Source organism: Microbacterium sp. SORGH_AS_0505 (assembly GCF_030818715.1).
Classification (GTDB): domain Bacteria; phylum Actinomycetota; class Actinomycetes; order Actinomycetales; family Microbacteriaceae; genus Microbacterium.
In genome coordinates, this window is record NZ_JAUTAT010000001.1 from 292,135 (window position 1) to 305,742 (window position 13,608).

Genomic DNA, 13,608 nt, shown 5'->3' on the forward strand with positions numbered 1-13,608 from the left:
TTCACTCGACCAAGGCTAGGTGCGGGAGCTTGGAGAACCCCGGAACGGCACGGATCAATCGAGGAAGAACGCCGCCGCCGCCCGCGCCTCGTAGACGATCTCGTCCAGGTCGTCCCCGGCCACGTTGATGTGGCCCACCTTGCGACCGGGACGCGGGTCCTTGCCGTACGTGTGCACCTTCGCCGACGGGTGGGCGGCGAGCGCGGCGGGCAGGCGGTCGCCGAGAGAGCCCTGCGACGGACCGCCGAGGATGTTGACCATGACGACGTGGGGTGCGCGTAGCGCCGTGGCGCCGAGAGGAAGATCGAGCACGGCCCGCAGGTGCTGCTCGAACTGGCTCGTGATCGCGCCGTCCTGGGTCCAGTGGCCGCTGTTGTGCGGACGCATGGCCAGCTCATTGACGAGGAGCCGCTCGTCATCCGTCTGGAAGAGCTCGACGGCCAGCATCCCGGTCACACCGAGGCCGGTCGCGATCGCCTCTCCGATCTCTGCGGCGACGTCGGCGAGACGGCCCGCGGACCTCGGCGCCGGCGCTATCGCCTCGGCGCACACCCCGCCTTCCTGCACGGTCTCGACGACCGGGTACACGACGAGCTCCCCGGAGGGGCGCCGGGCGACCTGCTGGGCGAGCTCACGGGTGAAGGGCACGAGTTCCTCGGCGAGGAGGGCGGCGCCCTCCTCGAGACCGTCCATCCACTCGGTGACATCGGCAGCGCGCGAGACGACGCGAACGCCCTTCCCGTCGTACCCGCCGCGCGGAGTCTTGACGACAGCGCGGCCGCCGTGGTCGGCGATGAACGCGTCGAGGGATGCGGCATCCGTCACGGCAGCCCAGTCCGGCTGCGGCAAACCCAGTTCGGCGAGCTTCGTCCGCATGTCGATCTTGTCCTGCGCGAACGCGAGGGCGTCAGGGCCCGGATGCACGGCGACGCCGGCGGCGACGAGGCCTCGGAGGACGTCCTGCGGCACATGCTCGTGATCGAACGTGATGACGTCGACGTCCTTCGCGAACGCGAGGACCGTGTCGAGGTCGCGGTAGTCGCCCACGGCCGTGGCGGCGAGTCCCGCCGACATCGCGGGTTGCTCCGCCAACACCCGGACATCGATGCCGATCTCCACGGCGGGCGCGATCATCATCCGCGCGAGCTGTCCGCCTCCGACGATTCCGACCTGCAGTGCCATGCTGCTCCTCCCGTCCAGACCATCCTCGCGCATCCGCGTGGGCGCGTGCGGCGCTCAGCCGTCGGAATCGATGACCGGGATGCTGTGGGAGTCGCGGTGCGCGAGGATCTGACTGACCTCGACCTGGTCCGACAGGGTCTCGTGGACGAGCCGGACGGAGGGGATGTCGATCAGGCGCACCGGCTCATCGACCCCGTTGGCGAGGGTGAGGGTGCCGCTCCCCCACATCCGCTGAACCGGACCCCGGCGCTCCGAGATCGTGTAGCCCCGCGCGTGCGGGATGTCGGTGCGACGTCTGTTGATCAGCCCCGCCCGTTCGATGACGCGACGCGTCGTCACGGTGTACGTGTGCGAGAGCCAGCGGAGGTAGGGAATGACGACGAGGAGGATGAAGACCAGGGCCACTGCCGCCCAGAGCATCCACTCCTCGAACGGATCGGGCAGGTTGCCGGCGAAGTATCCGGCCGCTCCCGCCGTCGCGACGAGGATGAGCGCGGGGAAGAACATCCGACGCGCGTGGCGGCGCAGGCGCGCGACCACGAGTTCCGGTGAGGCCGTCCCGGGCGCGGGCGTGCGCGGACGTCCGGGATACGCGGTCGGCTGGCTCACAGGTCCATCATGACGCGACGCGCCGACAGGCTCCCGCCGACGCGCCCGGGTCGATGGGAGTGACCGCGTCCCTCGACACTGTCACCGCACGTGGACGACATCACCCGCGGAGACGACATGGGTGACTCCGGCGGCCTCGACCATGAGGCGACCCTCGTCATCGATGCCCCGCGCGGACCCGATGAGCGTCGCACCGTCGGGGAGCGAGACGGAGACCTCCGCACCGATGGTCGTGCATGCGTCGCGGACCGCCTTCGTCGCGAGGCCCGCCGCAGTCCCGCCCACGGCGAGGTCGGAGATCCCGTCGCGAAGTCTCGTCAGGTAGTCCGCGAGGAGGCGGTCCTCGTCGGCGGTGCGGGAGAGTGCGGCGAAGGACGTGGCTGTCGGCACGGGGAGCTCCGCGGCGGTCATGCGGGTGTTGACGCCCGCGCCCACGACGACGGCGTGCGGGTCGCCCGGCATGACCTCGGCGAGGATGCCGCAAATCTTCAGCCCGCCCACGAGGACGTCGTTCGGCCACTTCAGACCGACCTCGCGACCCTCCAACTGCGCTCCGACGGCGTTCGCCATGGCCGCCCCTGCCACGAGCGGGATCCACCCGCGGTCCGAGGTCGGGACCGCCTCGACGCGAAGAAGCACCGAGATCGCGAGCGCGGAGTCGGGCGGAGTGACCCAGGTCCGATCGAGTCGACCGCGGCCCGCGCGCTGGTCGCGGGTCACGACGACGGACAGGTGCGGGTGCCCGTCCGGGTCATCGAACGCGTCCTTCAGGAGCTTCTTGTTCGTCGAGTCGACGCTCTGTGCGATGTGGAGGCGGGGGCTGACCTCGGCCGCGCGGGGGTAACCGTTCTCGGGGATCGACATGCCGCCACCATAAGCGGATAGGCGGCCCCGCTCCCGCGGGTTGACAGGTCCTCCCCTGAGGGATGCCACAGCGGATCCGCCGTGCCGTTGTCGCCGGTATCCAACGCCGCCGCGGGCGCGCTCGCTAGGGTGGAACGCGTGACCGATCAGCCCGACCTGTTCACGACCGCCGGCAAGATCGCCGACCTGCGTGCACGCTACGAAGAAGCCGTCGTCTCCGCCGAGGAGACCGCCCGCACCAAGCAGGGCGCGAAAGGGAAGCTGACCGCCCGTCAGCGGATCGAGATGCTCGTCGATCCCGGCTCGTTCGTCGAGCTCGACGAGTACGTCCGACACCGCACCACGGCGTTCGGCATGGATCGCTCCCGGCCCTACGGCGACTCCGTCGTCACCGGCACGGGGACCATCCACGGCCGCACCGTCGCCGTCTACTCGCAGGACTTCACGACCTTCGGCGGATCGCTCGGCGAGGTGGCCGGCGAGAAGATCATCAAGGTCATGGAGCTGGCGCTGCGCAGCGGCATCCCGATCATCGGCATCCTCGACTCCGGCGGTGCCCGCATCCAGGAAGGCGTCGTCGCGCTCGGCAAGTACGGCGAGATCTTCCGCCTGAACACCGCGGCCTCGGGCGTCATCCCCCAGATCTCCCTCATCATGGGCCCCGCCGCGGGCGGCGCCGTCTACTCGCCCGCGCTCACCGACTTCGTCATCATGGTCGACAAGACCAGCCAGATGTTCGTCACGGGCCCCGATGTGATCAAGACCGTCACCGGCGAGGACGTCGGCATGGAGGAGCTCGGCGGCGCTCACACGCACAACACCCGTTCCGGTGTCGCGCACTATCTCGCCGAGGACGAGGACGACGCGATCGATTACGCGCGCACCCTCATCGGATTCCTTCCCGACAACAACATGTCGGACGCCCCGGGTTACGAGTCGGGATTCGAGTTCGAGACGACCGACTCCGACCGCGTGCTCAACACCGTCATCCCGGACTCGCCGAACCAGCCCTACGACATCCACGAGGTCATCTCGCACATCGTCGATGCCGGCGAGTTCCTCGAGGTCCAGCCGCTGTTCGCGCCGAACATCGTGATCGGGTTCGGACGCATCGAGGGACGTACGGTCGGCATCATCGCGAACCAGCCGTCGCAGATGGCCGGCACGCTGAACATCGACGCCGGCGAGAAGGCCAGCCGCTTCGTGCGCTTCTGCGACGCGTTCTCGATCCCGATCCTCACCCTCGTCGACGTCCCCGGCTATCTGCCGGGCACGGACCAGGAGTGGACCGGTGTCATCCGTCGCGGCGCGAAACTGCTGTACGCGTACGCGGAGGCGACCGTTCCCCTCGTCACGGTGATCCTGCGCAAGGCCTACGGCGGCGCGTACATCGTCATGGGCTCCAAGCAACTCGGCGCCGACATCAACCTCGCGTGGCCCACGGCCGAGATCGCCGTCATGGGTGGACAGGGCGCGGTGAACATCCTGTACCGCGGCGAGATCAAGCGCGCCGAGGAGGCCGGCGAGGACGTCGCCGCCGTCCGGACGCGGCTCGCCAATGAGTACACCTACAACGTGGCTTCCCCCTTCCTCGCCGCCGAACGCGGCGAGCTCGACGGGATCATCGAGCCGGCGCAGACCCGCGTCGCCGTTGCGAAGGCGCTGCGCGCCCTCCGCGGCAAGCGTGCGAGCCAGCCCGCCAAGAAGCACGGGAACATCCCGCTGTGAGCCTGCCCGACGACACCGCGACCGCCGCACCGCTGCAGGTGCGACGCGGCGACGCGAGCCCCGAGGAGCTGGCTGCCGTGGTCGCCGTCGTCAGCGAGGCCCTCGTCCGTGAGGAGCAGACCGCCGTCGCGGATGATCCGGCCGTCTCGGCGTGGCGGGCCTCCGGTCGCGGCATCCACCGTGGCATCCGGCGCGACGTACCGTGGGGACGCTGGGCGGGCTGAGCGCCACCGGGCGTGTCCCCCAAAGTACCTACAGACACGCATTTGACGATCAGTCAGACTAATACTGCTGGAACGCTTCTGCGTTCTGTCGATCCGTATCCCTCAGAGCGCGGATCGGCATGTGCGGGTCGGTTTTCGGGTAACCACTCGCATGGCGAGGGGCGGGCGGCTTCGCCGCCCCTCGCCTCTTCTCTTCCCGCTCCCGGGGCCTCGCTCACGCGAGACTCAGCGGTCGAGCGCGGGACGCGGATGCGCGATCTCGTGCCACAGGTCGACGACCTCGTCGCCGTCCGGGTCCTCCCGGCGGCGTGAACGACCCACGACGGTGACCGCCACGCGCGGATGCGGCGACGTGCGGATGTAGATGCGCTCGGACGACGCTCCTGCCAGAGCCTCGGCGAGATCGGCACGGATCCGCTCGAGCGCGGCGGGACTCACGGCATCCAGTCCGCCCTCGTCCAGCACGGTGACGGTGCTCCCGCGCAGACGTGCCTGCTGCAGCCGCGCCCGCACCGCTTCGTCGAGCAGTCGAGGCCCGCGCAGTTCGTCGCGCAGCGACCCCTCCGCGAGGCGCGCGCGCTCGCGCTCCTCGGGTTCGAGGTCGCCGTCGGATTCGATGGTGCGGATGAGGAGGGGGCCGGCGACGGCGAGAGCCTGCTGCACGCGCACCCGGCGCTCCCGCCGGCGCCCCTCCTGGCTGGCGAGCCATTCGAAGGAGCGACGCTGGATGCCGGTCAGCTCGGCCGTGTCGACCGCGGCACGGTCGACGAGGCCCGTCAGAAGCTGGGCGACGACCACCCAGACGGCGGCCCCCACGATTCCGAGCGCGAGTGAGTTCGGGAGGCCGATCCACAGCGAGGAGGAGACACCCAGGAGGACGACGCCGATCCAGGCGTACAGCGGCCTCCGCCGGACGGTGATGATCGTGAGGAGGGCGCCGATCCCGCCAAGGCTCCACGTCGCGAACGGCTGGAGCCGCGCGCCTTCGTCGACGGCTGACCAGGTGGCCAGCGGCACGAGGACGGTGGTCGCGAGGACCAGGATGCACAGCCAGAGGGGCAGCGACGTCCCGCGGGGCAGGGCACCCTCGGGGGCCTCCTCCAGGCGAGGCTCTGCTCCCGCGAGACGCGGGGCGAAGTCCCAGAACACGCAGAGCCAGGTCGTCACGAGGTAGAGCGACAGAGCCGCGATGAACAGGGCCGGCTGCGACACAGGAGATGTCCACACGAGCCCGCCCACGGCGAGATACGCCGTGAAGACGACAGCCACGATCGAGAGTCCGGTGTGCACACGCATGTTCATCGGGGGTACTCCCACCGCAGGTCGACGATCGTGCCGCGTCGGGAGCTGCGCACCTTCGCCTGGCCGCCGACAGCGGCGACACGAGCCACGACCGATCCGCTGATGCCGAGCCTGTCTTCGGGGACCGCGTGGACGTCGAACCCCTCCCCGGCGTCGATGACGCGAACCACGACGCGGCGATCGTCCGCTGTCACTTCCGCGTGCAGGCCCGCGCTCTCGGCGTGTTCGATCGCGTTGACGACCGCCTGCGCCGCCGCAAGCACGAGCGCGCGCGCGACGCGACCCGGCAGGGTCTGCGCCCGGGGGTCGATCGCGATCCGCAGGTCGATGTCGACGTCGTGTTCGAGCGCCGCCTCGCGGATGCCGTCGACCAGGAACATCGGCTCGACAGGCTCGTCGGGGCCTTCCTCCGCCTCACGGTCGGCGTTGGCGAGTCGCGTGAGGGCGTCGCGCGCCATCCCGACCGCGAGGTCGCGCTCGCGCGGAGTCGAGGCGCGCTCCGCCGCGATGAGCGCCGCCAGGACGCTGTCGTGCATGAGCGCCGCCACCGAGATGCGCTCCTGCTCGACGGCATCCGCAGCTGCTGCCGCGGCGTAGGAGCGCACCGCCTCTTCGCGCGTCCGGTCCAGTCGCTCGGCGAGGAGCCGCAGCATCCAGCCGATCATCGTCATGACGACGGCGAGGATGATGGCGTAGACGACCTGGCGCGACACCTGGATGACGTTCTCGACGTCCGCCCCGATCTGGATGAGTCGGGCGACGCCGTACAGGACCGGCACCAGGGCGCACCAGACGTACTGGAGCATCAGCGGGAAGACGAGCACCGTGGCCACCGTCGCGACGTTCAGCAGATACCAGACCCAGGGTTCTCCTGCAGCGGATGCCGAGCGCCCGGCTGTCGCGACCGGCCAGGCCAGCAGCACCAGCGGGAACACGATCGCGAGGATGGCGGCGAGGGGGCGGTAGAAGCGCCCGGCGACCCCGGCCGCGATCATCAGGATCAGGGGTCCGAAGGTCGCCGCGGTGAGGGCGATGTTCCAGGTGGGATCCTCTTGCACCGATCCGATCGCGTGGAATAGCGCCTGGACCCCCAGCACGGCGGATCCCACAGCGACGACGAACGCGAGGATGCGCTCGACGCGCTCGCGGGAGAAGAAGGTCGAATCGGGCGGGATCGTCAGCATCCCGGTCGTCGCGACCTCAGGCGCCACCGGAGTCCTCTGCGACGAGGCCGTCTTCCATCGCGCGCCGGAGGAGATCCACCTTCGTCGGGGCGGGCCGCCCGACCTCGACGTACTTGACGCGGACGCGGGTGATGTTCTCTTTGGCGGTCGAGTAGGCGACGCCCAGCCGCTCCGCCACGGTCTTGAGCGGGAGTCCGGCGGCGTACAACCGGAGCACGTCGCGCTCGCGTGAGGACAGCTGTGCATCGGCGAAGGCGCGGTCGCCGTCGATGGCGGACGCCCATTCGACGTTGTCGAGGGACTCGCCTCGCGCAACGGTGTCGACGGCGGAGATAACCTCGTCGATGCGCGACGCCTTGCTGACGACGCCTGCGGCACCGGCGACGAGCGCCTCCCGAACCGCGGCGGGGCGGTCCGCCACGCTGTGGATGATGACGGGCGAGCCGTCCTGGACGACACGGGTGACGTTCTCGGTCACCGTCGCGCCGTCCCCGAGGGTGAGATCCAGGACGACGACATCGGCGGGCTGCTCGAGCGTGAGGGTCCGCCAATCGAGGTAGGCCGAGACGCTCTCCCCCGAGAAGACGACACGCATGTCGCCCGTGCGGCTGCAGGCGGCCTCGAGGCCGAGCCGCACGGATTCGTGGTCGTCGATCAGGGCGACGCGGATCATGCGCTCACCTTATCCGTCAGCGCGTCACGACGGCGATCGCCTCGACGTGATGCGAGTGAGGGAACAGATCGAACGCGCGGACGGACGGCGTCGTGTACCCGTGGGCGGCGAAGGTTCCGAGGTCGCGCGCGAGTGCGACGGGATCGCAGGCGACATAGACGATCCGCTCGGGCGCGAGGTCGACGAGTCGTTCGACGACGTCCTTCCCGGCGCCCGCCCGCGGCGGGTCGAGGACCACGGTGCCCCGCGACAGCCTCGCGCGCTGAGCGGGTGTGGCGGTGTCCACGAGATGACCGAGCCAGCGATCCACGCGGGCGGTCTCGGCTCGGGCGCCGATCCACGCGGCCAGGTTCTCGCCGGCGTGCTCGGTGGCCCGCGCGTCGGACTCTACGGAGGTGATCCGGGTCGCCGGGCCGCCGACGCCCGCGACGGACGCCGCGAGGAGCCCGACCCCGCCGTAGAGATCGAGGTGCCAGCCCTCCGGGTCCACGGATCCGGCGACCGCATCGGCGACGGCGTCGTGCAGTGTGCCCGCCGCGAGGCGATGGACCTGCCAGAAACCACCGGCATCCACCTGGAACTCCCGATCGCCGACCGTCTCGACGACGACCTCTCGCGCGGCGGGATCGACGGGGCCGGGACGACGCGAGCGACTGGGCTCGGGGCGGGGGATGACGCGGACCCGGCCGTCCGCCGGCTGAACGAGGTCGAGTCGGCCGGGCGAACCGCCCTGCCGACGGGACATCGCGCGGTTGATGGCGGCGGTCGCCAGCGGGATCTCCTCGACGGGGATGACGCGGTGGCTCCGGGCAGCGAAGGGTCCGATACGTCCGTCCTCGTCGACGTGAAGGCTCACCCGCGTGCGCCACCCCGTTCCGTCGGGAGACTCCTCTACGACACGATCGCCCTTCGTCTGCGCAGTCGGCGGCTCGATGGTGACGGGTGCCGTCGAGCCCGCGAATCGGGCGAGCGCGTCACGCAGGACCTCGGCCTTGAGTTCGCGCTGGTGGTCGAGGGCGATGTGGCCGAAGTCCGCACCGCCGGGCCGATCTGCAGGAGGCGTCTCGACGTCGGCGGGCGTCCACACGTGGGGACGGCGGTGCGGCGAGGCATCCAGGACCTCGACCGTGTCACCGCGCCAGAACGACGACTTCTTCGTGTCGGTGAGGGCGACGCGGACGCGCTCGCCGGGGATCGCGTCCGAAACGAAGACGACCCGATTCTCGTGGCGGGCGACGAAGACGCCGCCGTGTGCGACGGCCGTGATGTCGAGGTCGAGGAGGTCTCCGGGTTGCATCCTCCGATGCTGTCACACCGCTCGCGGCTAGCGTGGTCGGCATGCGCGTCTGCCTCGCCTCCACCTCCCCCGCCCGCCTCATGCTCCTGCGCCAGGCCGGCATCGAGCCTGCGACGAGGGCGCCGCAGGTCGACGAGGAGGCCGTGATCGCCGCGACGGAGGCGTCCGAAGCGCGCACCCTGCCGCCGGAGGAACACGTCCTCCTCCTCGCGCGGCGGAAGGCCGCCGACGTCGCCGAGACGCTCGCCGCGGAAGGGTTCGAGGGACTCGTCATCGGCGGCGACTCCATGTTCGAGCTCGACGGCGAGATCCTCGGCAAGCCCTACACGCCCGAGGCGGCTCGCGCGCGGTGGCAGTCGATGCGCGGACGCACCGGCGTCCTGCACTCCGGCCACAGCGTGTTCCTCGTCGGCCCCGGCGGGACCCTCACCGAGGCGCACGCGGTGGCCGCGGCATCCGTCTCGTTCGCCGCGGATGTGACGGATGCCGAGATCGACGCGTACGTGGCGACGGGAGAGCCTCTCCTGGTGGCCGGCGCCTTCACGGTGGACAGCCTCGGAGGCGCGTTCATCGAGCGTGTCGAGGGCGACCCGTCCACCGTCGTGGGAATGTCGCTGTCGACGCTGCGCCGCCTGGTCCGCGAGCTCGGGGTGGAGTGGACGGCGCTGTGGAACCGGACCGGGGCGACCACGCCGTAGTGGACTCTGCGACATGAATCCCGCGCGACTTTGTGCGAGGGATCCAAAGAACCCGGCATCCACGTGGGTAGGCTCGAAGCCATGCCTGAGAGCGTGACCTCCCGAATCTCGAAAGTGCTGATCGCCAACCGCGGCGAGATCGCGGTGCGCATCATCCGTGCCGCACGCGACTCGGGGAAGGCCTCGGTGGCGGTCTACGCCGACCAGGACCGCGACGCGATGCACGCCCGCCTGGCCGACGAGGCCTTTGCCCTCGCCGGAGCGACGAGCGCCGAGACCTACCTGTCGATCGAGAAGATCCTCTCGGTCGCCCGGCGCTCCGGCGCCGACGCCGTGCACCCCGGGTACGGCTTCCTCGCCGAGAACGCGGAGTTCGCCCGCGCCGTGATCGGCGCCGGCCTCATCTGGATCGGCCCGTCCCCCGAGGCGATCGAGGCGCTCGGCGACAAGGTCACCGCGCGTCACGTCGCAGAGAAGGTGGGTGCCCCGCTCGCGCCGGGTACGCCCGGTCCCGTCGCCGGAGCCGACGAGGTCGTCGCCTTCGCGAAGGAGTTCGGCCTTCCGATCGCCATCAAGGCGGCCTACGGCGGCGGCGGCCGCGGTCTGAAGGTCGCCCGCGAGCTCGACGAGGTCGAGGAGCTCTTCGAGTCGGCGACCCGTGAGGCGATCACCGCCTTCGGCCGCGGCGAGTGCTTCGTCGAGAAGTACCTCGACAAGCCGCGTCACGTCGAGACGCAGTGCCTCGCGGATGCCGAGGGCAACGTCGTCGTGGTCTCGACCCGCGATTGCTCGCTCCAGCGCCGCCACCAGAAGCTCGTCGAGGAGGCACCCGCCCCGTTCCTCACCACAGAGCAGAACGAGACCCTCTACTCCGCCTCGAAGGCCATCCTCAAGGAGGTCGGCTACATCGGTGCGGGTACGTGCGAGTTCCTCATCGGAGCCGACGGCACCATCTCGTTCCTCGAGGTGAACACGCGACTCCAGGTCGAGCACCCCGTCTCCGAGGAGGTCACCGGGATCGACCTCGTCCGCGAGCAGTTCCGGATCGCTGAAGGCGGCGCGCTCGACTACGCCGACCCCGAGCCGGTCGGCCACTCGTTCGAGTTCCGCATCAACGGCGAAGACCCGGGTCGTGGCTTCCTCCCCGCCCCGGGCGACATCCACGTCTTCAAGACGTTCGGCGGCCCCGGCGTGCGGCTGGACTCCGGCGTCACCGCCGGCGACAGCGTCTCGGGAGCCTTCGACTCGCTCCTCGGCAAGCTCATCGTCACGGGACGCACCCGCGAGGAGGCGCTCGAACGTTCGCGTCGCGCGCTCGACGAGTTCGAGGTCGCCGGGATGCCGACGGTCCTGCCATTCCACCGCAAGGTCGTGCGGGATCCCGCGTTCACCAGCGAGAACGGCACGTTCGGCGTTTTCACGCGCTGGATCGAGACCGAGTTCGACAATGACATCCCGGCGTGGGACGGCGAGGCAGGACCCGCCGCCGAGCCGGAGAGCCGGCACACGGTCGTCGTGGAGGTCTCCGGCAAGCGCCTCGAAGTGAGCCTGCCGGACCGCCTCACCCAGGCCCCGGCCGCGGTCGGGCGGCCCGTCGCGGTCCCGCCCTCGCGTCGCTCCCACGCATCGACCGCGGTCTCGGGAGCGAGCGGCGACTCCGTGGCGTCGCCGATGCAGGCCACCGTCGTCAAGATCGCCGTCGAAGAGGGGCAGCAGGTCGTCAAGGGCGACCTCGTCGTCGTCCTCGAGGCCATGAAGATGGAGCAGCCCATCCAGGCGCACAAGGACGGCGTCGTCGGCGCGATCAACGCTCAGGCGGGTGCCACCGTCTCGGCCGGGCACCAGCTCCTCACCATCTCCTGACGGAACTGTACGCGCAGGAGCATCCGCCCTTAGGGTGTGCGAATGAGGAGTCTGCGTGCGCCGGTGATCGCCGTCTCCGCGCTTGTGCTCCTCCTCTCGGGATGCTCCGGCACGCCCACCGTCGATGTCGACGCCGCGAGCGCGTGGTTCGCCGCCGTTGACGATGAGTCCGTCGGCGATGCTGCCGCCGCCGCCGTGGGGATGAAGGTCGGCCCGGGAAGCTCGGGCGAGGTGCGGACGGACTTCGCGAAGCCGGCGGAGATCATCGGAGCGGATGCCCGGTGTTACGGCGGCGACGATGTGACGGCCTCCGTCACCGTTAACCTGATGACCGCCGACGGCGGACAGCTGACGCTGACGGAACAGATCGTCTGCGACACCGAGCCGCACCGCATCCGCTTCGGCGACGCCTACGCGCGGGCCGTATCGGCGTCGGGGACTGCGCCCATGCCGACGTATCTGTACGTGACCGCCGTCACCGCCGGCTGAGGCGCGCGGATCAGCTGTAGGTGTCCTCGTCCCGGGCGACCTGGTGCATCGCGCGGGTCGCGTCGGTGATGCTGCCCGCGAGCGACGGGAACACCGCGAACACGCGGGAGAGCTGGTCGACCGTGAGGCGCCGCTCCACCGCGATAGCGATGGGGTAGATCAGCTCGGATGCGCGCGGCGCGACGATGACACCGCCGATGACGGTGCCCGACCCCTCGCGGGCGATGATCTTCACGAAGCCGTCCTTGACCCCCATCATCTTGGCGCGCGCGTTGGCGGCGAGAGGGAGTTTGTGAACGGTGCCGTTGACGGCGCCCGACTCGATATCGCGCTCCTGACGACCGACCGTCGCGATCTCGGGGGCAGTGAAGATGTTGGCCGTGACGCGGTGTTTCTCGAGCGGGATGACGGTGTCGCCGAGCGCGTGGAAGACCGCCATCCGTCCCTGCATCGCAGCGACCGAGGCGAGCGGCAGGAAGGTGGTGCAGTCTCCTGCGGCGTAGATGTTCGGGACCGAGGTGCGCGCGACGCGGTTGACCTGGATGTGGCCGGAGTCGGTGAGCTGGACCCCGGCATCCTCCAGACCGATGCCCGCCGTGTTGGGGATGGAACCGACCGCCATGAGGCAGTGGCTGCCCTCGACGGTGCGCCCGTCCGACAGCGTCGCGACGACGCCGTCCTTCGTGCGCTCGACCTTCTCGGCACGGGACTTCGAGAGGACCTCCATGCCGCCGCGCGTGAAGACCTTCTCGATCACGGCCGCCGCGTCGGAGTCCTCACCCGGCAGCACCTGGTCGCGGCTCGAGATCAGCGTGACCTTCGAGCCGAGGTTCATGTAGGCGCCGGCGAACTCGGCGCCGGTGACACCCGAGCCCACCACGATGAGGTGTTCGGGGAGGCTCGTCATGTTGTAGAGCTGCGTCCACGTGAGGATGCGCTCCCCGTCGGGCTTTGCGCTGTCCAGCTCACGGGGCGAGGCACCGACCGAGACGACGAGGGTGTCGGCCTCGACGCGGTCGAAGTCGGTTCCGCCGGGGCCGGTCGAGACGACGACGGCGTGCGTGCCGTCGAGGCGGCCGTGTCCGGAGATGATGCGCACACCGGCATCCACCAGCTGCGCGCGCTGGTCGTCGGACTGCTGACGGGCGAGCGAGAGCAGGCGCTTGTTGACCGCGCCCAGGTTGATGGCGATCTCGGGCTTGAGCGGCTTGCCGCTGTCGCCGCGGGCGAACAGCTGAACGCCCAGATCGGATGCGCCGCGGATAGCGACGGCCGCGTCCGCTGTGGCGATCAGGGTCTTCGACGGCACGACGTCGGTGATGACGGCCGAGCCGCCGATGCCCGCGCGCTCGACGAGCGTCACCTCGGCGCCTAGCTGGGCCGCTGCGAGAGCCGCCTCGTATCCGCCGGGGCCGCCCCCGATGATCGCGACACTCTGGGTGGTCTCGAAGCTCACAGACATGTGGATCATTCTTCCAGGCCGGCGGGGGTTCGC

The 13,608-nt window shown here is 70.3% G+C and carries 13 protein-coding genes; 5 read left to right on the forward strand and 8 right to left on the reverse strand.

Annotated elements, in window-relative coordinates; translation table 11 throughout:
* Positions 1 to 54: 54 nt before the first annotated feature.
* The 3 genes from QE428_RS01500 to QE428_RS01510 all read right to left on the reverse strand — a co-directional run bounded on the left by QE428_RS01500 (position 55) and on the right by QE428_RS01510 (position 2,655).
* Positions 55 to 1,182 carry a 5-(carboxyamino)imidazole ribonucleotide synthase gene (locus tag QE428_RS01500; protein WP_307462377.1) on the reverse strand — a complete coding sequence of 376 codons (1,128 nt, stop codon included), beginning with the start codon at positions 1,180 to 1,182 and terminating at the stop codon, positions 55 to 57.
* A gap of 54 nt (positions 1,183 to 1,236) precedes the next feature.
* Entirely contained in the window at positions 1,237 to 1,791 is a 555-nt protein-coding gene (locus QE428_RS01505; RefSeq protein WP_091355954.1) for a PH domain-containing protein, read from the reverse strand.
* An 81-nt stretch (positions 1,792 to 1,872) separates the two neighbouring features.
* On the reverse strand, positions 1,873 to 2,655 hold the full coding sequence (locus QE428_RS01510; RefSeq protein ID WP_133400231.1) for a biotin--[acetyl-CoA-carboxylase] ligase: 783 nt from the start codon (positions 2,653 to 2,655) through the stop codon (positions 1,873 to 1,875).
* A 138-nt stretch (positions 2,656 to 2,793) separates the two neighbouring features.
* On the opposite strand from QE428_RS01510, the gene QE428_RS01515 reads away from it, so the two are divergent.
* Both QE428_RS01515 and QE428_RS01520 read left to right on the forward strand, forming a co-directional pair.
* Complete coding sequence (locus QE428_RS01515) at positions 2,794 to 4,383, forward strand: acyl-CoA carboxylase subunit beta (RefSeq protein ID WP_373457688.1); 1,590 nt, start codon at positions 2,794 to 2,796, stop codon at positions 4,381 to 4,383.
* Entirely contained in the window at positions 4,380 to 4,607 is a 228-nt protein-coding gene (locus tag QE428_RS01520; RefSeq protein WP_091355967.1) for an acyl-CoA carboxylase epsilon subunit, read from the forward strand. The genes QE428_RS01515 and QE428_RS01520 overlap by 4 nt, the downstream gene beginning before the upstream one ends.
* A 225-nt stretch (positions 4,608 to 4,832) precedes the next feature.
* On the opposite strand, the gene QE428_RS01525 is transcribed toward QE428_RS01520, so the two are convergent.
* The 4 genes from QE428_RS01525 to QE428_RS01540 are packed head-to-tail and all read right to left on the reverse strand — an operon-like array spanning position 4,833 to position 9,063.
* Entirely contained in the window at positions 4,833 to 5,909 is a 1,077-nt protein-coding gene (locus QE428_RS01525) for a hypothetical protein (protein ID WP_307462389.1), read from the reverse strand.
* Complete coding sequence (locus QE428_RS01530) at positions 5,906 to 7,120, reverse strand: ATP-binding protein (protein ID WP_307462392.1); 1,215 nt, start codon at positions 7,118 to 7,120, stop codon at positions 5,906 to 5,908. The genes QE428_RS01525 and QE428_RS01530 overlap by 4 nt, the downstream gene beginning before the upstream one ends.
* On the reverse strand, positions 7,110 to 7,766 hold the full coding sequence (locus tag QE428_RS01535; RefSeq protein WP_091355977.1) for a response regulator transcription factor: 657 nt from the start codon (positions 7,764 to 7,766) through the stop codon (positions 7,110 to 7,112). Before QE428_RS01535 ends, QE428_RS01530 begins: the two co-directional genes overlap by 11 nt.
* Positions 7,767 to 7,782: 16 nt before the next feature.
* A complete protein-coding gene (locus QE428_RS01540) occupies positions 7,783 to 9,063 on the reverse strand; it encodes a class I SAM-dependent RNA methyltransferase (protein WP_307462394.1) in 1,281 nt (426 codons plus the stop codon).
* A gap of 41 nt (positions 9,064 to 9,104) precedes the next feature.
* Between QE428_RS01540 and QE428_RS01545 the strand changes: the two genes are divergently transcribed.
* The 3 genes from QE428_RS01545 to QE428_RS01555 all read left to right on the forward strand — a co-directional run bounded on the left by QE428_RS01545 (position 9,105) and on the right by QE428_RS01555 (position 12,113).
* Complete coding sequence (locus QE428_RS01545) at positions 9,105 to 9,761, forward strand: nucleoside triphosphate pyrophosphatase (RefSeq protein WP_307462396.1); 657 nt, start codon at positions 9,105 to 9,107, stop codon at positions 9,759 to 9,761.
* 81 nt (positions 9,762 to 9,842) lie between these two features.
* A complete protein-coding gene (locus QE428_RS01550) occupies positions 9,843 to 11,624 on the forward strand; it encodes a biotin carboxylase N-terminal domain-containing protein (RefSeq protein WP_307462397.1) in 1,782 nt (593 codons plus the stop codon).
* Positions 11,625 to 11,666: 42 nt separating this feature from the next.
* Positions 11,667 to 12,113: a hypothetical protein gene (locus QE428_RS01555; protein ID WP_307462399.1), complete on the forward strand. Its 447-nt coding sequence runs from the start codon at positions 11,667 to 11,669 to the stop codon at positions 12,111 to 12,113.
* A gap of 10 nt (positions 12,114 to 12,123) precedes the next feature.
* On the opposite strand, the gene QE428_RS01560 is transcribed toward QE428_RS01555, so the two are convergent.
* A complete protein-coding gene (locus QE428_RS01560) occupies positions 12,124 to 13,575 on the reverse strand; it encodes an NAD(P)H-quinone dehydrogenase (RefSeq protein WP_165971384.1) in 1,452 nt (483 codons plus the stop codon).
* Between the last annotated feature and the right edge of the window lie 33 nt (positions 13,576 to 13,608).